Origin of the sequence: Kribbella sp. NPDC023972, from assembly GCF_040639075.1 — a bacterium.
GTDB lineage: Bacteria > Actinomycetota > Actinomycetes > Propionibacteriales > Kribbellaceae > Kribbella.
The window spans coordinates 103,148-121,549 of record NZ_JBEZZH010000011.1 but is presented as its reverse complement, the minus strand read 5'-3'; the positions used below and the strand labels follow the sequence as shown (position 1 = coordinate 121,549).

Genomic DNA, 18,402 nt, shown 5'->3' with positions numbered 1-18,402 from the left:
GCTGCCGAAGACCGCTGGTCGTCACTTTCGAGTGACTGAAGGTCCCACGCTTGAGTGGGCGGCCCGCGTAGGTGACTTGGACAGTGTGACAGCAGTACGAATGTTCACGCCCTTGCGCCTGCGCAGGGGCGTTTTCTTTTGAGTGGGGCGGCCCGGGGTCGAGGTGAACCAGGCAAACCCTGTGTACGCAGGGCGGAAGGAGACCCCATGGCGAGGCCGGACAAGGCAGCCGCTGTCGCCGAGCTCACGGACGAGTTCCGTAGCTCGAACGGCGCCGTGCTGACCGAGTACCGCGGGCTCACCGTGGCGCAGCTGCGGCAACTGCGCACTGCGCTCGGTGACGAAGTGAACTACGCCGTGGTGAAGAACACGCTGACCAAGATCGCGGCCAAGGACGCGGGTGTCGAGTCGTTCGACTCGCTGCTCGAGGGTCCGTCGGCCATCGCCTTCATCAAGGGCGACCCGGTGGTTGCGGCCAAGGGACTGCGTGACTTCGCCAAGGCGAACCCCATGCTCGTCATCAAGGGTGGAGTGCTGGACGGCAAGGCACTCGGCTCTGACGAGATCAACAAACTCGCTGACCTGGAGTCGCGTGAGGTTCTCCTCGCGAAGCTCGCAGGTGCGATGAAGGCGGCTCCGCAGCAAGCGGTGTCGCTGTTCGCTGCTCCGCTGTCGCAGGCCGCGCGCCTGTTCGCGGCGCTGCAGGAGAAGCTGCCGGCCGAGGCCGCCCCAGCGCAGGATCAAGGGGCGGACGAGGCGCCGGCCGTGCAGGACACGGTCGAGGCACCTGCCGAGGCGAGCACCGAGGAGACCGCTGCAGCGGACAGCTGAAGCGAATCTCACCCGTAGTACCCCATCAGTGATCACGAAGCACCACAGTTAGGAAGGACCGCCACCATGGCGAAGCTCAGCACCGAAGAGCTCCTCGGCCAGTTCAAGGAACTGACCCTGCTGGAGCTGTCGGAGTTCGTTAAGGCGTTCGAGGAGGAGTTCGGCGTCACCGCCGCCGCCCCGGTCGCCGTTGCCGCCGCCCCGGGCGCGCCGGCTGCCGCTGCCGAAGAGGTTGCGGAGCAGGACGAGTTCGACGTCGTTCTCGAGAGCGCCGGCGACAAGAAGATCCAGGTCATCAAGGAGGTGCGCGGTCTCACCAGCCTTGGGCTGAAGGAGGCCAAGGACCTGGTCGAGTCGGCTCCGAAGGCGATCCTGGAGAAGGTCGACAAGGCTGCCGCGGAGAAGGCCAAGGAGGCCCTCGAGGGCGCCGGCGCCACCGTCACCCTGAAGTGACCTGTGCGGTCTCCGACCGCACAACCCAGCAGTACGCCGAAGGGCGGTCCTATCCAGGGCCGCCCTTCGTCATGTTTCGGAGCACGTTCTGGAGCAAGCCGACCCAGGCCAGCGCCCACAACCACCCGGCGAGTACGTCGGTCGGGTAGTGCCGCCCGAGGGCCAGCTGAGCCCATCCGGCCGCCACCACGACGACCACTCCGGCAACCGCCGGCCAGCGCTTTCGCAGGATCAGCACCAGCGCACCGATGAGGGCCGTCGTGTTTGCCGCGTGACCGCTCGGAAAGCTGTACTCGGACACGTCCGCCGGCAGCGGCCAGAGATCCGGCCGCGACCGGCCCACGAGTTGCTTCAGGAGTGGATTCACCGCCCACACCACCCCGACACCGGTCGTGACGAAGAGTGCGTCGCGCCACCGGCGCAGGACGAGGAGCGCCAGCAGAACGACGACGGCGACGGCTGCGAGCGGCGCCAGCTCGGTCAGGTCACTGACCACCTGGGCAGCCGACGCGTCGTCGTCATGCAGCCAGACGAGGACGTCCTCCTCGCCCCTCAGACGCCAATCCGATGCCATGGTCCCCAGATGGCGAACGTCATACCGCGACTGGCCTGGATGTTCACGAACAGCGTGTGCCCGTCAGGGCTGAAGGTCGAGCCGGCGAACTCGTCGTTGAAGCGTGGCGCGCCGGTGCTGCTGGTGAGCCGGTTCAGCGCGATGTCCCACAGCCGACCGCCCCGGGACAGGCCGCGCAGGTAGTTGTCGTCAACGTTGTCCTCGCAGAGCACCAGGGTGCCGCGCTTGCTGGTCGTCACGTTGTCCGGGAAGTCGAGCGTCTCCCGGTTCGGCGACTGGTAGATCAGCTGCAGCTTCCGCGCCCGGGTGTGGTACGCCCAGACCTGGCCGAAGCCGTTGCCGTAACCGTTGACCGAATCCGGGCCGGTCTCCGCCGGGCCACCACCCTGGGTCGAGCAGAAGTACACGACGTTGTTGTCGTACACCTGGCCTTCCAGCCGGGAGAAGTACGCCGCTCCCTGGTCCCGGCCCTGGTCACCGACGTACACGAGGGCCTCGTCGTTCGTCGTCGGCGCGGTCTGGCCGGGCGTGTACGGGAACGTCGGAGCCGGGTCGTCGATGTCGACCCACTCCACGTCGTACGTCGCTCGCCGGGGCTGCTCGGCGGCCAGGTTCAGGTTCGGCCGGCCTTTGACGGCGAGCATCTGGAGCCGGCCACCGTCCAGCAGCCGGCCGCACTTCATCGGGTTCTTCGGCGGGCGGTAGCGGAAGAACCCGGACGGGAAGGCGAAGTTGTCCTCGGTCAAGTAGAGGATCCCGTCGCGCGGATCGAAGGAGACGGCCTCGTGCGCGAACCGCCCGGCATGGGTGATCGGCTGCCGGTCGGACTGACCGCGGACAGGGACCTCGAAGACGTAGCCGTGCGGCTTGGTCAGCGGCACGTTCGACACCCCGGTGAAGTCCGGTCCGACGTCGGGCCCGTTCACCGTTTCCTCGCAGGTGACCCAGCTGCCCCACGGCATGATCCCGCCGCTGCAGTTCATCATCGTCCCGTTCAGGCTGGTGAAGGCATGGACCACGTGACCGAACCGCGTCACCTCGATCGTCGTCGTACCGCCCTGTGCCATCGCGTCGTACGGCGTACCAGGCCCGAACGGAGCGCCCGGGTTGTTCAGCTCGTGGTTGCGGACGAGGATGACGTTGCCGTTGCGCCGCTTGAAGGCGCCCATGCCGTCGTGCCGGCCGGGCAGCCTGGTGCCGTCGTTCAGCACGACCGGGAACTCCGTGTCGTGGAAGGACCGGTAGGCGAACCCCTCCGGTAGGTGCAGGCGGACCTTGCCATCGCGCTGGTCCGGAATCGCTTGCAGCACCGGCATCCGGCCGCTCGGCGCCGCCGTGGCCTGCTGCGCCACGAATCCCTGGAACGGCCCGCCCGCGAGCACACCGCCCGCGACCGCCGCGCTTCCTCGCAGGAACGTCCGTCGTTCGATGCTCATCCGGGTCCCCTCTCGGCGTCGAATCCCTTCACTGACGCTAGCTTTCGGCCCGGTTTCCGGACAGATCTCGGGCCTTCGGTCGCGATCTGTGTCGAGTCGTTTGCGCTGCGATACCAGTTCAGTCCTGGATTGGCGGGCGGCGTACCCCAACCCTGGACAGCCGCTAGGATCACCCGGAGCCGCGTGCGGATCAGCACAATGTGTCGCACCGATCAGCACACCGTGATCGGCGTGACCGGAGCGTGACGCATCGGTCACCGTCGCTTGACATCCGGGGGTTACGCAAAACCGTACTCGTGCGTAACCTAGGCAACCGTCCCGTCGTTGAAACGGCAGAACGTCGTCGGTCGGGGGCAGTCAGACATCCCGTGAGGCAGACCGATCAGGAGGGCCAGGTGGGCGTAGAAGTCCGCGTCGAAGGTCTCACCAAGTCCTTCGGCAGCCAGCTGATCTGGGGCGACGTGTCCCTGACGCTGCCGGCCGGTGAGATCTGCGTGATGCTCGGCCCGTCCGGAACCGGGAAGTCCGTCTTCCTGAAGACGCTGATCGGCCTGCTCAAGCCGGACAAGGGTCACGTCCACATCGAGGGCACCGATATCGCCACCTGCAGCGAGCGGCAGCTGTACGAGATCCGCAAACTGTTCGGCGTGCTGTTCCAGGACGGCGCGATGTTCGGCTCGATGAACCTCTACGACAACGTCGCCTTCCCGCTGCGCGAGCACACCAAGAAGTCCGAGGCCGAGATCCGCTCCATCGTGATGGAGAAGATGGAGATGGTCGGCCTGGTCGGCGCGGAGCGGAAGCTGCCGGGCGAGATCTCCGGCGGGATGCGCAAGCGGGCCGGGCTGGCCCGCGCGCTGGTGCTCGAGCCCGAGATCCTGCTGTTCGACGAGCCGGACTCCGGTCTGGACCCGGTGCGTACGGCGTTCCTGAACCAGCTGATCATCGACCTGAACGAGATGACCCAGGCGACCTGCCTGATCGTGACCCACGACATCAACACCGCGCGGACGGTGCCGGACAACATCGGCCTGCTGTACCACCGCCACCTGGCGATGTTCGGCCCGCGGGAGATGCTGCTGTCCAGCGAGGAGCCGGTGGTCCGCCAGTTCCTGAACGCGCAGCGGGTCGGCCCGATCGGCATGTCCGAGGAGAAGGACGCCGACGAACTGGCCCGCGAGGCGGACCAGGAGCTGCCGCCGCTGCCGCCGATCCCGCTGCAGCAACTGCCGAGCAGCGGCGTGATCCGGCCGACCCAGCGCCCGCCCGGCGAGTGGTGCCGTGAGAACGGGGTCACCCCGCCGCCCGGTTCCTTCGCCGCAGATGTGGTGGGGGTAACGTGACAGCTTCCGCAACCGCCCCGCTGAAGCATGCCGGCTCGCTGTTTTCCTTCGCCCTCGACACCGCCCGGGCGTCGGTCCGGCGGCCGTTCCAGCTGCGGGAGTTCCTGCAGCAGGCCTGGTTCGTCGCCAGCGTGACCATCATCCCGACCGCGCTGGTCGCCATTCCGTTCGGCGCGGTGATCGCGCTGCAGGTCGGCGGCCTGATCAAGCAGTTCGGCGCCCAGGCGTTCACCGGCTCGGCCGCCGTGCTGGCCGTGGTCCGGGAGGCGTCGCCGATCGCGACCGCGCTGCTGATCGCGGGCGCCGGAGGCTCGGCGATCTGTGCCGACCTGGGCGCGCGCAAGATCCGCGAGGAACTGGACGCGATGATGGTGCTCGGCATCGACCCGATCCAGCGGCTGGTGGTGCCGCGGGTGCTGGCGACGATGCTGGTCGCGTTCTTCCTGAACGGCTTCGTCAGCGTCGTAGGCGTGATGGGGGGCTACGTCTTCAACGTCGTACTCCAGGACGGGACGCCAGGCAGTTACATAGCGTCCTTCACCGCGCTCGCCCATCTGCCCGATCTGTGGCAGGGACAGGCGAAGGCCCTGGTGTTCGGGTTCATCGCCGCGGTCGTGGCGTCGTACAAGGGTGTGAACGCCGGTGGCGGGCCGAAGGGGGTCGGCGACGCGGTGAACCAGTCCGTCGTCATCACCTTCATGCTGCTGTTCGTCGCGAACTTCGCGATGACGGCGATCTACTTCCAGCTCGTCCCGCCGAAGGGGGCCTGACCGTGTCAGCCCTCGTCGACACCTTCGTCAAGAAGCCGCTCAACTCACTCGATCGGCTCGGCGAGCAGCTCGCCTTCTATCTCAAGGCACTTGCCTGGTCCGGCAAGTCGATCACCCGGTACCGCAAGGAGATCCTCCGGCTGCTGGCCGAGGTGACGCTCGGCACCGGTGCCCTCGCGGTGATCGGCGGGACCGTCGGCGTGATCACCTTCCTGGCCTTCTTCACCGGCACCGAGGTCGGCCTGCAGGGCTACTCGGCACTGAACCAGATCGGCACCTCGGCCTTCGCGGGGTTCGTCAGCGCGTACATCAACACCCGCGAGATCGGCCCGCTGATCGCCGGCATCGCGCTGGCCGCGACGGTCGGCTGCGGCTTCACCGCCCAGCTCGGCGCGATGCGGATCAGCGAGGAGATCGACGCCCTCGAGGTGATGGCGATCCCGTCGCTGCCGTTCCTGGTCACCACCCGGATCATCGCCGGCCTGGTCGCCGTCATCCCGCTGTACGTCGTCGGCCTGCTCGCGTCGTACTTCGCCACCCGGCTCACCGTGACCATGTTCTACGGCCAGAGCACCGGCACGTACGACCACTACTTCCATCTCTTCCTGCCACCCGGGGACGTGCTGTGGTCGTTCGGGAAGGTCCTCGTCTTCTCCGTCCTGGTGATCCTGGTTCACTGCTACCACGGCTACCACGCGACCGGCGGCCCGGCCGGTGTGGGCGTCGCGGTCGGCCGTGCGGTCCGGACCTCCATCGTCGTCATCAACGTCGTCGACCTGCTGCTGTCGATGGCGATCTGGGGTACGACGACCACGGTCAGGCTGGCGGGGTAGCGCCATGAGGAGAGCCATGCCGCACAAGGTGCTGGGCGTCGCGTTCATCGGCGTACTGTGCTTCCTGCTCTGGCTGACCTACGCCTTCTACGCCAAGGTCTTCACCGACACCGTCGACGTGAAGCTGAAGACCAGCCACATCGGCCTGCAGCTGAACAGGCATGCCGACGTGAAGCTGCGCGGCATCATCGTCGGCGAGGTGCGCAGCGTGTCCACCGACGGCAACGAGGCGACGGTCGAGCTGGCGCTCAAGCCGGACCAGGTGGACGAGATCTCCAGCGCGGTCAGCGCCCGGATCCTGCCGAAGACGCTGTTCGGCGAGAAGTACGTCTCGCTGGTCCCGCCGACCGGACCGCGGGGCCGGCACATCAAGGCCGGTGACGTGATCTCGCGGGACAAGACCGCGGTCGGCATCGAGATCGAGAAGGTGCTGAACGACGCGCTGCCGCTGCTGCAGGCGGTCGACCCGGCCGACCTGAACGCCACCCTGAACACGCTGGCCACCGCACTCGAGGGCCGTGGTGCCGAGATCGCCGGCACGCTGACCCAGCTGGACGCGTACCTGAAGAAGCTGAACCCGAACGTCCCGAAGCTGATGGCCGCGCTGACCAAGCTCACCCAGGTCTCCCAGCTGTACGGCGACGCGACACCCGACCTGGTCCGGGCGCTGCGCAACCTGACCATCACCGGCAACACGGTGGTGGAGAAGGAGGTGCAACTCCAGAAGTTCTTCGTCGACGTCCAGACCTTGTCGGGGACGACGAACACGTTCCTGAAGGAGAACGAGGACCGGGTGATCCGGCTCGGCGAGGTGAGCCGGCCGGTGCTCGACCTGCTGGAGCGGTACTCGCCGGAGTTCCCGTGCTTCCTCAAGGTGATGACCGACACCGCGCCGATCCTGAACGACACGTTCCGCGACGGCCGGCTGAACATCAACCTGGAGCTGATCACCAACCAGCCGACGCCGTACCAGCCGAACGAGCTGCCGGCGTACAAGGACCGCCGCGGGCCCGTCTGTGTTGGGAAGAACTACAGCCACCCGGGCGCGAAGCCGGGTCCGTACAACCAGCAGAACCCGGCGCCGTACATCACCGGTGAGGACGGCGTGATCGGCGATCACAACAAGAACGAGCGATTCCCGCTGAACCTGCAGCTGAACCGCGCGATGCCAGGCTTCGACATGGACACCCAAGGCGTCGGTACGCCGGCCGAGCAGAAGGTGATCGACTCGGTCGTCGCTCCGGAGCTGGGCGTGGCGCCGTCCGACGTACCGGATCTGACCACCCTGATGGTCGGCCCGCTGCTTCGCGGAGGACAGGTGAACCTGAAGTGAAGATCCTGGACCGGAAGACGACGTTCGACACCGTGCGGCTGGCGATCTTCATCGTGGTCACCACGGTCGCGACCGCGCTGCTGGCGGTGACGATCGGGAACATCAGTTTCAACCCGACGACGAAGTACAAGGCCGTCTTCACCGACGCGGTCGGGCTGAACAAGGGTGACGACATCCGGATCGCCGGTGTGAAGGTCGGCCAGGTCGACAAGATCGCGCTCTACCAGGACACCTTGGCGATGGTGACGTTCAGCGTCGACTCCGACCAGGTCCTGGACACGTCGACCCGCGCCACGCTGCGGTACCGGAACCTGGTCGGCAACCGCTACATCGCGCTCACCGACGGTGTCGGTGGCGGTGAGCGGCTGAAGGCGAATGGCGTGATCCCGAAGGAGCGGACCGCGCCGGCGCTGGATCTGTCCGTGCTGTTCAACGGGTTCAAGCCGCTGTTCACCGCGCTCACCCCGGCGGACGTGAACCAGTTCGCGTTCGAGGTGATCAAGGTGCTGCAAGGCGAAGGCGGCACGATCGAGTCGCTGCTGGCCAAGACGGCGTCGCTGACCACGACCCTGGCCGACGCGGACCAGGTGATCGGCGACCTGATCACCAACCTGACCTCGACCCTGCAGATCGTCTCCCAGCGGCAGCAGAACTTCTCCCAGCTGCTGGTGAACCTGCAGCAGTTCATCACCGGGCTCAGCCAGGACATCAACCCGATCCTGAACTCGGTCGGCTCGATCAACTCGCTGAACACCAAGACGGCCGGCCTGCTGCAGCAGACCCGGGTGCCGCTCAAGGCCGACCTGGCCCGGCTCCGCACGGTCGCGACCACGCTGGACGACACCCAGGGGATCTGGGTGAAGACGCTGCAGAACATGCCGGAAAAGCTGAACACGATGACCCGGACCGCGACGTACGGCTCCTGGTTCAACTTCTACCTGTGCAACTTCGACGGCAACGTCACGCTGCCGACCGGGACCCGCGTCCCGGTCGCCTACGACAACAACTCGGCGAGGTGCAGGAAGCCGTGAAGCCGTTCCGCGAACAGAACCAGGTGACCGTCGGCGTGATCGGCCTGACGGTGCTCGGCCTGATCATGCTGGCCGCGTTCAAGGCGCAGGACCTGCCGCTGATCGGTGGCGGGACGAAGTACTCCGCGCAGTTCTCCGAGGCCGGCGGGCTGAAGCCGAATGACGAGATCCGGGTGGCCGGCGTCCGGGTCGGGCAGGTCCGCAAGGTCGAGCTCGATGGCACCCATGTCCGGGTCGACTTCGTGGTGGACAAGGGTGTGAAACTCGGCGACCAGACCGGCGCGGAGATGAAGATCAAGACCTTGCTCGGGCAGAAGTACCTCAAGCTGAACCCGGCCGGCTCCGGTCAGCTCAAGGCCGGCGCCGAGATCCCGCTGGCCCGGACCATCTCGGCGTACGACGTGGTGGACGCGTTCAGCGATCTCGCGAACACCACCGAGCGGATCGACACCGCCCAGCTGGCCAAGGCCCTGGACACGCTGTCGACCACCTTCCAGAACACGCCCGAAGAGGTGCAGGCGTCGCTGACCGGCCTGTCCCGGCTGTCCCGGAACGTGGCCAAGCGCGACGAGCAGCTGAAGCTGTTGCTGCAGCACTCGAACGTGGTCACCAAAGTCCTTGCCGACCGCAACCAGCAGCTGATCAAGCTGATGAAGGACGGCAACACCGTCTTCCAGGCTGTGCAGGCCCGGCGGGCGCTGATCCACCAGTTGCTGGTGTCGACGCAGAAGCTGTCCGCCCAGATCACCGCGCTGGTCCGGGAGAACCGCAAGGACCTCGGGCCGACACTGCAGAAGGTGAACGCCGTCCTGGCGGTGCTGCTGAAGAACCAGCAGGACCTGGACGCCAGTATCAAGGGGCTGGCGCCGTTCGTCCGCGTCTTCACCAACACGCTCGGCACCGGCCCATGGTTCGACGTCTACCTGCAGAACCTCGTGCCGGTCCCCGAGATCCCGGCGCCGCGGGTTCCGATTCCCGGGCTGCCGCCGATTCTGGGAGGTGGCGGCTGATGAAGGTCGCGTCGTTGTCCCGGCTGGTCGCGATCGCGGTGGTCCTGGTGATCCTCGCGGTCAGCGCGATCACGCTCTGGCCGAAACCCGACCGGGTGAGTGCCACGGCGTACTTCCCGCGGGCGGTGTCGATCTACCCCGGCTCCGACGTCCGGATCCTCGGTATCAAGGTCGGTGAGGTGGAGAGTGTCACCCCGGCCGGCCGGACCGTGCGGGTGAAGTTCTGGTGGGAGGCCAAGCACAAGGTGCCGGCCACCGCCAAGGCGGTGATCGCGGCCCCGTCGATCGTGGCCGACCGGTACGTGCAGCTCACCCCGGTGTACTCCAAGGGGGAGGTGATGGCCGACGGTGCGGAGATTCCGATCGAGCGGACCGCCGTACCGCTGGAGCTGGACCAGATCTACCAGAGCCTGAACGATCTGTCCGTTGCGCTCGGCCCGAAGGGTGCGAACGACCAGGGTGCGCTGTCGCGGCTGCTGGACGTCTCGGCGACGAACCTGAACGGCCAGGGCGCCAAGCTGAACCAGACCATCACCGACGTGTCCAAGCTGACCGGCACGCTGGCGGGCAACTCGCAGAGCCTGTTCTCGACGATCCGGCAGTTGCAGACGTTCGTGTCCGCGCTGGCCGCGAACGACCAGCTGGTCCGGCAGTTCAACACGAACTTCGCCGCCACCTCGACCACCCTGGCCGGTGAGCGCCAGGACCTGGCCAAGGCGCTGTCGCTGCTGGCGACGGCCCTCGGCGAGGTCGCCACGTTCGTGAAGGACAACCGGGCGCTGCTGAAGACGACGATCTCGAGCGCCACCGACCTGTCGCAGATCCTGGTCAAGGAGAAGGTCGCGCTGGCCGAGGTCCTCGACACCGCGCCGCTCGGCCTGGGCAACCTGGCCCGCGTCTACAACCCGCAGTACGGGACGCTGGACCAGCGGGTCAACCTGGCCCAGCTGGACGACCCGGCGACCTTCATCTGCTCGCTTCTGCGGCAGGCGAACCAGCCCTTGTCGACCTGTACGGCGTTGAAGGGGGTCGTCGACGCACTCGCCAAGCTGCCGCTGCTGAGCCAGCTCACCGGTGGCGCGCCGGCCAGCGGTGGCCCTGCCGGTACGCCGTGGGCCCCGGCGCCGGCGCCGAAGCTGTCGAGCCCGGACCCGGTCGACCCGACACTGGGAGGGCTCGTCCGATGAGGCGCCGTACGACGATCGTCGCCGGGCTGCTCGCGATGGCCACGCTGCTGACCGGGTGCGACTTCAGCGTGTACTCGCTGCCGTTGCCGGGTGGCGCCAAGATCAAGGGGCCGTCGTACACGGTCACCGTCGAGTTCGCCGACGTACTCGACCTGGTGCCGAAGTCCTCGGTGAAGGTCGACGACGTCACCGTCGGCACGGTCGAGAAGGTCTGGCTGGACGGGTACGTCGCGAAGGTCCGGATCAAGCTGCCGAAGAGCCTGGAGCTGCCGGACAACGAGCGGGCGACGATCCGGCAGACCAGTCTGCTGGGTGAGAAGTTCGTGTCGCTGTCGGCGCCGACCGGGTCGGAGCAGCCGCGCGGGAGGCTCGACAACGATGAGGTCATCCCGCTGTCGCGAACCACCAGCAACGTCGAGGTCGAGGAAGTCCTGTCCGCGCTCTCGCTGCTGCTGAACGGCGGCGGCGTGGCGCAGTTGCAGATCATCACCCAGGAGCTGAACAAGGCCCTGACCGGTAACGAGCCGGCCATCCGCAGCGTGCTCACCCAGCTGAACACGTTCGTCGGCACTCTGGATCAGAACAAGGCACGGATAGTCACCGCGATCGCCGCGGTCGACGCGCTGGCCAAGAAGCTGAACGCGCAGAAGGCGACGCTGGCGACCGCGATCGACTCGCTGCCGAAGTCGATCGCCACCCTGGACAAGCAGCGGGCGGCCCTCGTGAAGACGCTGCAGGCGCTGGCGACTCTCGGCAACACGGCCACCCGGGTGATCACCGCCTCACAGAAGGACCTGGTGGCGAACCTGCAGTCGCTGTACCCGATCCTGACCAAGCTGGCCCAGGCGGGGGAGGATCTGCCGAAGTCGCTCGAGCTGCTGTTCACCTACCCGTTCCCGGACGCGGCGTCCAAGGCCGTCCAGGGCGACTTCACGAACCTGGGCATCACGCTGGACGTGAACACCCAGAAGGCTCTGCAGGGCATCCTCGGGCTCAACCTCCCGACTCTCGGCCCGACGGCCCTCCCGACCGGCCAGTTGAGCATCCCGCTGCACAACCCGACCACCGGCCTGCCGTCGCTGCCGGTGCCGACCGGTACGGCGACCACCTGTACGACGATCCTCGGGACGCCGGTCTGTACGCCGAAGCTGAACCGCTCGGGTTTCGACCCCGAGCTGGCGAAGGTCCTGATGCCGGGGGTGGCGAAGTGATCACCAGAACGGTCCGGATCCAGCTGATGGTGTTCCTGCTGATCACCGTGATCGGCGTCGCCTACGTGGGTGGCAGGTACGCCCAGGTGGACAAGTTGCTGTTCGACGACGACTACACCGTCAGCGCCAGCTTCGCCGAGTCCGGCGGCATCTTCTCCGGCGCCGAGGTGACGTACCGCGGCCAGCCGGTCGGCCGGGTCGGCAAGCTCGAACTGCTGTCCGACGGTGTCCAGGTGAACCTCGACATCCACAAGGGCGTGAAGATCCCGAACGACCTGCTCGCGGTGGTCGCGAACCGGTCCGCGATCGGCGAGCAGTACGTCGACCTGCAGCCCCGCCGCGACGGCGGACCGTACCTGCGGGACAACTCGAGGATCGCCCGCGAGGACACCGCGATCCCGATCGACACCACCGAGCTGCTGCTGAACCTCGACCAGCTGGTCAACTCGGTCGACAAGGAGAGCCTGCGGACCACGGTGCGCGAGCTCGGGGCGGCGCTGAAGGGCCGGGGCGTCGACCTGCAGCGGATCATCGACAACTCCGGCACGCTGATCGACGCCGCGGACGCGAACATCCTGCAGACGATCAAGCTGATCAACGACGGTGACACCGTGCTCGCCACCCAGGTGGCCAGCGGCGACGCGATCAAGACCTGGGCGAAGAACCTCGCACTGCTGTCCGACACCCTGGTCAGCTCGGACGCGAACCTCCGCCAGGTGATCGACCAGGGCTCCGGCGCCTCGGAGCAGGTGACCGCGCTGATCTCGGAGAACCGTGCGGACATCGCGGTGCTGCTCGGTAACCTGCTGACGGTGAGCGAACTGACCGCGGTCCGGCTTGACGCCGTCGAGCAGCTGCTGGTGGTGTACCCGGCGGTCTCGATGGGCGGGTACGTCGTACCGGCCAAGGACCCGGGCACCGGGCACTACGACGCGCACTTCGGCCTGGTGCTCGGGCTCAGCCCGGCCGCCTGCCGGGCCGGGTACGGCGGGACCGACACCCGGATCCCGCAGGACACCACGGACACGCCGGCCAACAGCAAGGCGGGCTGCACCGCGAGCCCGTCGAGCGGCGTCAACGTCCGCGGCGCACAGAACAAGCCGAGCCCCTCGTCGCGCACGGATCTGAACCGGACCGGGTACGGCATCGGGTACGACCCGGCCACCGGTGCCGCGGGCGGTTCCGGCGGGATGCCGGAGCTGGTGCTCGGCTCGACCGGCGGCCAGGCCGACCTGCTCGGCAGCGACTCCTGGAAAGCCCTCATCCTCGGACCGGTGACCGGACAGTGATTCTTGCTAGCCCTGGGACTTCTGGCAACAGCACCAAGCGGGGCCCACTGATCCTGGCCTGGGCGCTCAGCGTCCTGCTCGTGGTCGCGCTGGCCGCCGCCACCCTCTCGGTCGTCGCGCTGCGCCGGCAGAGCGAGGACAAGGCCGAGCGGGAGGGCGCGATGAAGGCGGCCCGGCAGTTGGCGCTCGACTTCACGACGTACGACTACAAGACCTGGGACGCCGACACCAAGCGGGTGCTGGACGACTCCACCGGGCAGTTCAAGGAGGAGTTCCAGGCCGGGCTGAACGTGGTCAAGACCGAGGTGCAGACGAACAAGGCGACGTCCAAGGGTGACGTGAAGGAGGCCGCGGTGGTCTCGAACGACAAGGACTCCGCCCAGGTCCTGGTGATCGTGGACGCGGTGGTGACCAACACCGCTTCGGTCGAGGGCGTGCAGCGCCGCTACCGGATCAAGCTGGACATGGTCCGGGAGAAGGACCGCTGGCTGACCGCCGACCTGCAGGCGGTGGGCTGATGCCGGACCGCTCCCGCAACCGCCCCCGCATCGCCGGCCAGCGCCGTACCGCGTCCACCTCGCCCGCCGGTACGACGGCCGCTCCGCCGCAACCCGAGACCGTCGAAACCTCAGCCGCCGAGACAGTCGAAGCCACCTCCGAGTCCGTCGAAACCCCGGCCGAGGTGACAACGAAGGCTCCGGAGACAGCCGCCGAGGACGTGACCCCGGCCACATCAGAGCCCGCCGAAGCCCCTGAGGAGGCTGCTGCCGAGACTGCGTCAGCTACTGAAAGTGACGAAAGGCGTGGTGGGCTCGGGCGTGTGCTGACGACGCTGCTCGGCGTACTCGTCGTGCTGGCGCTGACCGTCGCGGTCGTGCTCGGGATCAAGGCGTGGCAGGGCAAGCAGGCCGAGGATGCCCGGGACCAGGCGGCCGCGGCCGGGCGCAAGGCGGCCGAGACCGCGCTCAGCTACGACTACCGTGACCTGGACAAAAGCTTCGCGGCGGCCCGCGCCACGATGACCCCGGAGTTCGCCGCGAAGTTCGACGAGACCGCCAAGGTGGCCGGCGAGCTGGCCACCAAGACGAAGGCGACGGTGCGGGCCGAGGTCCGCGAGGTCGGCGTGCGCGACGGTGACGCCGACCGGGTCACGCTGATCATCTTCGTCAACCAGACGACCACCAGCACGATCACGGAGGGTAAGCCCCGGGTCGATCTGAACCGGACCCGGTTCACGATGGTCCGAAACGGCGATCAATGGCTGGTCCAGGAGATCGCAGGACTGTAGTCTCTTTGTGACTCCGGACAGGATGTCCTGGGCGCCTCGCGGGAGTGGCTTGTAAGTAGCACAGTCCGCTCGAGAACCCGGGTTGATCCTTGACGGAGTGGGTGGTCCGAAGGCATAGTATCGGACCCCGCTGGACAGGCTTGCCCTGATCGGGTAGCCTATTGCTTTGCGCTGCCTTTGACCTCACCCTGGCTCCGGTCTCGACTTGACTAGGGCGGTTCGGCGTGCGCTCCCAGCACCGAAGTGATTTCTGCGAGCCCGTGGAAGGACGCCCCTTGGTCGCCTCGCGCAACCCCCAGTCCGACAGCATTTCCGACGTTTCCGGCTCCCGCCGCATCTCTTTCGCCAAGATTTCCGAGCCTCTCGAGGTTCCGGATCTGCTTGCGCTGCAGGTGGACAGTTTCGACTGGCTGGTCGGCAACGAAACCTGGCAGGCCCGGGTGGCCGCCGCCGAGGCCGAGGGTCGGTCCGACCTGTCCGGCCCCAGCGGCCTGGAGGAGATCTTCGAGGAGATCTCCCCCATCGAGGACTTCAGCGGCACCATGTCGCTGTCGTTCCGTGACCACCGTTTCGAGCCTCCGAAGAACACGGTGGACGAGTGCAAGGAGCGGGATGTCACCTACTCCGCGCCGCTGTTCGTCACCGCCGAGTTCATGAACAACGAGACCGGTGAGATCAAGAGCCAGACCGTCTTCATGGGCGACTTCCCGCTGATGACGCGCAAGGGCACCTTCGCCATCAACGGCACCGAGCGGGTGGTCGTGTCCCAGCTCGTCCGCTCGCCCGGTGTGTACTTCGAGCGCACGCCGGACAAGACGTCGGACAAGGACATCTTCACCGCCAAGGTGATCCCGTCGCGCGGTGCGTGGCTGGAGTTCGAGGTCGACAAGCGCGACATGGTCGGCGTCCGGCTGGACCGCAAGCGCAAGCAGAACGTCACCGTGCTGCTGAAGGCGCTTGGCTGGACCGACGCGCAGATCCTGGAGGAGTTCGGCGACTACGAGTCGATCCGGCTCACCCTGGAGAAGGACCACACCTCCGGCCAGGACGACGCCCTGCTGGACATCTACCGCAAGCTGCGGCCGGGCGAGCCGCCGACGCGGGAGGCCGCGCAGGCGCTGCTGGACAACTACTACTTCAACGGCAAGCGCTACGACCTGGCCAAGGTCGGCCGGTACAAGATCAACAAGAAGCTCGGCCGGGACGAGGCACACGACACCGCGGTGCTGACGATCGACGACATCGTCGCCACGATCAAGTACCTGGTCGCCCTGCACGAGGGCAAGACCGAGCTGCCCGCCCCGACCGGTGAGATCGTGGTCGAGGAAGACGACATCGACCACTTCGGCAACCGCCGGCTGCGGACCGTCGGCGAGCTGATCCAGAACCAGCTGCGCACCGGCCTGGCCCGGATGGAGCGGGTGGTCCGGGAGCGGATGACGACCCAGGACGTCGAGGCGATCACGCCGCAGACCCTGATCAACATCCGCCCGGTGGTGGCGGCGCTGAAGGAGTTCTTCGGCACCTCCCAGCTGTCGCAGTTCATGGACCAGACCAACCCGGTCGCGGGCCTGACCCACAAGCGCCGGCTGAACGCGCTCGGCCCGGGTGGTCTGAGCCGCGAGCGGGCCGGCTTCGAGGTCCGCGACGTACACCCGTCCCACTACGGCCGGATGTGCCCGATCGAGACCCCGGAAGGCCCGAACATCGGCCTGATCGGCTCGCTGGCCAGCTACGGCCGGGTGAACCCGTTCGGTTTCGTCGAGACGCCGTACCGCAAGGTCATCGACGGCCGGGTCACCGACCAGGTCGACTACCTGACCGCGGACGAGGAGGACCGGTTCGTCATCGCGCAGGCGAACGCCGCGCTGACCGAGGACAACCGGTTCGCCGAGGACCGGGTGCTGGTCCGCCGGCGGCACGGTGAGGTCGAGCTGGTGCTGACCGAGGACGTGGACTACATGGACGTCTCGCCGCGCCAGATGGTGTCGGTGGCGACCGCGATGATCCCGTTCCTCGAGCACGACGACGCCAACCGCGCGCTGATGGGCTCCAACATGCAGCGCCAGGCCGTTCCGCTGATCACCGCGGACGCACCGCTGGTCGGCACCGGGATGGAGTACCGCGGTGCGGTCGACGCCGGTGACGTGGTGGTGGCCGACAAGGCCGGTGTGGTCAAGGAGGTCTCGGCCGACCTGATCGAGATCGCCGCCGACGACGGCACGTACCAGACCTACCGGCTGGCGAAGTTCCGCCGGTCGAACCAGGGCACCTGCATCAACCAGCGCCCGCTGGTCGACGCCGGTCAGCGGGTCGAGGAGGGCTCGCCGCTCGCCGACGGTCCGTGCACCGACGAGGGTGAGATGGCGCTCGGCCGCAACCTGCTGGTCGCCTTCATGCCGTGGGAGGGCCACAACTACGAGGACGCGATCATCCTCAGCCAGCGCGTCGTGCAGCAGGACCTGCTGACCTCGATCCACATCGAGGAGCACGAGGTCGACGCCCGCGACACCAAGCTGGGTCCGGAGGAGATCACCCGGGACATCCCGAACGTCTCCGACGAGATGCTGGCCGACCTGGACGAGCGGGGCATCATCCGGATCGGTGCCGAGGTCACCACCGGTGACATCCTGGTCGGCAAGGTCACCCCGAAGGGTGAGACCGAGCTGACCCCGGAGGAGCGGCTGCTGCGCGCGATCTTCGGTGAGAAGGCCCGTGAGGTCCGCGACACCTCGCTGAAGGTGCCGCACGGCGAGAACGGCACCGTCATCGGCGTCCGCGTCTTCGACCGCGACAACGGCGACGAGCTGCCGCCGGGCGTGAACCAGCTGGTCCGCGTGTACGTCGCCCAGAAGCGCAAGATCTCGGTCGGCGACAAGCTGGCCGGCCGGCACGGCAACAAGGGCGTCATCTCGAAGATCCTGCCGGTCGAGGACATGCCGTTCCTGGAGGACGGCACCCAGGTCGACATCATCCTGAACCCGCTGGGCGTGCCCGGCCGGATGAACGTCGGTCAGGTGCTCGAGACCCACCTCGGCTGGGTCGCCAGCCGCGGCTGGGAGATCGACCCGGAGAACACCGAGGAGTGGGCCCAGCGGCTGATCAAGATCGGCGCCGGCTCCGCTGCCCCGATGACGAACGTCGCCACCCCGGTCTTCGACGGCGCCAAGGAGGAGGAGGTCACCGGCCTGCTCGGCTCCACGCTGCCGAACCGGGACGGCGTCCGGATGGTCGACAGCTCCGGCAAGGCCCGGCTGTTCGACGGCCGGTCGGGGGAGCCGTTCCCGGAGCCGATCGGTGTCGGTTACATGTACATGCTGAAGCTGCACCACCTGGTCGACGACAAGATCCACGCGCGCTCGACCGGTCCGTACTCGATGATCACCCAGCAGCCGCTGGGTGGTAAGGCGCAGTTCGGTGGTCAGCGGTTCGGCGAGATGGAGGTGTGGGCCCTGGAGGCCTACGGTGCCGCCTTCGCGCTGCAGGAGCTGCTGACGATCAAGTCCGACGACGTGGTCGGCCGGGTCAAGGTGTACGAGGCGATCGTCAAGGGCGAGAACATTCCGGAGCCGGGTATCCCGGAGTCCTTCAAGGTTCTGGTCAAGGAAATGCAATCCCTGTGTCTGAACGTGGAAGTGCTCTCGTCCGACGGAAGCCGGGTCGAGATGCGCGACAGCGAGGAGGACGTCTTCCGTGCCGCGGAGGAACTGGGCATCGACCTGTCCCGGCGTGAGCCGAACAGCGTCGAGGAGGTCTGAGCGGGTTGCCGCTTGAGATCAACAACCAACTCACTCAGACCAACCCCTTCGGGGG

Annotated in this window: 16 protein-coding genes; 14 read left to right on the top strand and 2 right to left on the bottom strand. The window is 67.4% G+C overall.

The genetic code is table 11. From position 1 onward, the window contains the following. Positions 1–207 precede the first annotated feature (207 nt). Positions 208–831, top strand: a complete 624-nt coding sequence (gene rplJ, locus AB0F43_RS32705) for a 50S ribosomal protein L10 (RefSeq protein WP_360485742.1) — start codon at positions 208–210, stop codon at positions 829–831. A gap of 66 nt (positions 832–897) precedes the next feature. Beyond that, positions 898–1,284 carry a 50S ribosomal protein L7/L12 gene (rplL, locus tag AB0F43_RS32700; protein ID WP_360485739.1) on the top strand — a complete coding sequence of 129 codons (387 nt, stop codon included), beginning with the start codon at positions 898–900 and terminating at the stop codon, positions 1,282–1,284. A 49-nt stretch (positions 1,285–1,333) separates the two neighbouring features. Here rplL and AB0F43_RS32695 read toward each other — a convergent pair whose 3' ends face one another. Further along, positions 1,334–1,858 carry a phosphatase PAP2 family protein gene (locus AB0F43_RS32695; protein WP_360485736.1) on the bottom strand — a complete coding sequence of 175 codons (525 nt, stop codon included), beginning with the start codon at positions 1,856–1,858 and terminating at the stop codon, positions 1,334–1,336. Continuing rightward, entirely contained in the window at positions 1,837–3,294 is a 1,458-nt protein-coding gene (locus tag AB0F43_RS32690) for an alkaline phosphatase PhoX (RefSeq protein ID WP_360485733.1), read from the bottom strand. The genes AB0F43_RS32695 and AB0F43_RS32690 overlap by 22 nt, the downstream gene beginning before the upstream one ends. 395 nt (positions 3,295–3,689) lie before the next feature. Between AB0F43_RS32690 and AB0F43_RS32685 the strand changes: the two genes are divergently transcribed. The 12 genes from AB0F43_RS32685 (at position 3,690) to rpoB (ending at position 18,347) form a co-directional block, all read left to right on the top strand. Further along, positions 3,690–4,637 carry an ABC transporter ATP-binding protein gene (locus AB0F43_RS32685; protein WP_360485731.1) on the top strand — a complete coding sequence of 316 codons (948 nt, stop codon included), beginning with the start codon at positions 3,690–3,692 and terminating at the stop codon, positions 4,635–4,637. Beyond that, the gene (locus AB0F43_RS32680) at positions 4,634–5,407 is read left to right on the top strand and encodes an ABC transporter permease (RefSeq protein WP_360485728.1); all 774 of its coding nucleotides are present in this window, start codon (positions 4,634–4,636) and stop codon (positions 5,405–5,407) included. Before AB0F43_RS32685 ends, AB0F43_RS32680 begins: the two co-directional genes overlap by 4 nt. Before the next feature lie 2 nt (positions 5,408–5,409). Then, positions 5,410–6,240, top strand: a complete 831-nt coding sequence (locus tag AB0F43_RS32675; RefSeq protein ID WP_360485725.1) for an ABC transporter permease — start codon at positions 5,410–5,412, stop codon at positions 6,238–6,240. A 4-nt stretch (positions 6,241–6,244) separates the two neighbouring features. Further along, entirely contained in the window at positions 6,245–7,573 is a 1,329-nt protein-coding gene (locus AB0F43_RS32670) for an MCE family protein (RefSeq protein WP_360485722.1), read from the top strand. Next, the gene (locus AB0F43_RS32665) at positions 7,570–8,604 is read left to right on the top strand and encodes an MCE family protein (protein WP_360485719.1); all 1,035 of its coding nucleotides are present in this window, start codon (positions 7,570–7,572) and stop codon (positions 8,602–8,604) included. The genes AB0F43_RS32670 and AB0F43_RS32665 overlap by 4 nt, the downstream gene beginning before the upstream one ends. Next, positions 8,601–9,614, top strand: a complete 1,014-nt coding sequence (locus tag AB0F43_RS32660; RefSeq protein WP_360485716.1) for an MCE family protein — start codon at positions 8,601–8,603, stop codon at positions 9,612–9,614. Before AB0F43_RS32665 ends, AB0F43_RS32660 begins: the two co-directional genes overlap by 4 nt. Further along, on the top strand, positions 9,614–10,801 hold the full coding sequence (locus AB0F43_RS32655; RefSeq protein ID WP_360485713.1) for an MCE family protein: 1,188 nt from the start codon (positions 9,614–9,616) through the stop codon (positions 10,799–10,801). The genes AB0F43_RS32660 and AB0F43_RS32655 overlap by 1 nt, the downstream gene beginning before the upstream one ends. Then, on the top strand, positions 10,798–12,012 hold the full coding sequence (locus tag AB0F43_RS32650) for an MCE family protein (RefSeq protein ID WP_360485711.1): 1,215 nt from the start codon (positions 10,798–10,800) through the stop codon (positions 12,010–12,012). The genes AB0F43_RS32655 and AB0F43_RS32650 overlap by 4 nt, the downstream gene beginning before the upstream one ends. Further along, positions 12,009–13,301, top strand: coding sequence for an MlaD family protein (locus AB0F43_RS32645; protein WP_360485708.1), 1,293 nt, complete (start codon positions 12,009–12,011; stop codon positions 13,299–13,301). Before AB0F43_RS32650 ends, AB0F43_RS32645 begins: the two co-directional genes overlap by 4 nt. After that, the gene (locus AB0F43_RS32640; RefSeq protein WP_360485705.1) at positions 13,298–13,819 is read left to right on the top strand and encodes a hypothetical protein; all 522 of its coding nucleotides are present in this window, start codon (positions 13,298–13,300) and stop codon (positions 13,817–13,819) included. Before AB0F43_RS32645 ends, AB0F43_RS32640 begins: the two co-directional genes overlap by 4 nt. Beyond that, the gene (locus AB0F43_RS32635; protein WP_360485702.1) at positions 13,819–14,589 is read left to right on the top strand and encodes a hypothetical protein; all 771 of its coding nucleotides are present in this window, start codon (positions 13,819–13,821) and stop codon (positions 14,587–14,589) included. Before AB0F43_RS32640 ends, AB0F43_RS32635 begins: the two co-directional genes overlap by 1 nt. Positions 14,590–14,864: 275 nt before the next feature. Continuing rightward, positions 14,865–18,347, top strand: a complete 3,483-nt coding sequence (gene rpoB, locus AB0F43_RS32630) for a DNA-directed RNA polymerase subunit beta (protein ID WP_360485699.1) — start codon at positions 14,865–14,867, stop codon at positions 18,345–18,347. The last annotated feature ends 55 nt before the right edge of the window (positions 18,348–18,402 follow it).

Coding starts and splice junctions, on each gene's coding strand:
- AB0F43_RS32650 (WP_360485711.1), top strand. CDS start 10,798: ATGAGGCGCCGTACGACGATCGTCGCCGGGCTGCTCGCGATGGCCACG.
- AB0F43_RS32690 (WP_360485733.1), bottom strand. CDS start 3,294: ATGAGCATCGAACGACGGACGTTCCTGCGAGGAAGCGCGGCGGTCGCG.
- AB0F43_RS32695 (WP_360485736.1), bottom strand. CDS start 1,858: ATGGCATCGGATTGGCGTCTGAGGGGCGAGGAGGACGTCCTCGTCTGG.
- AB0F43_RS32635 (WP_360485702.1), top strand. CDS start 13,819: ATGCCGGACCGCTCCCGCAACCGCCCCCGCATCGCCGGCCAGCGCCGT.
- AB0F43_RS32655 (WP_360485713.1), top strand. CDS start 9,614: ATGAAGGTCGCGTCGTTGTCCCGGCTGGTCGCGATCGCGGTGGTCCTG.
- AB0F43_RS32670 (WP_360485722.1), top strand. CDS start 6,245: ATGAGGAGAGCCATGCCGCACAAGGTGCTGGGCGTCGCGTTCATCGGC.
- rplJ (WP_360485742.1), top strand. CDS start 208: ATGGCGAGGCCGGACAAGGCAGCCGCTGTCGCCGAGCTCACGGACGAG.
- rplL (WP_360485739.1), top strand. CDS start 898: ATGGCGAAGCTCAGCACCGAAGAGCTCCTCGGCCAGTTCAAGGAACTG.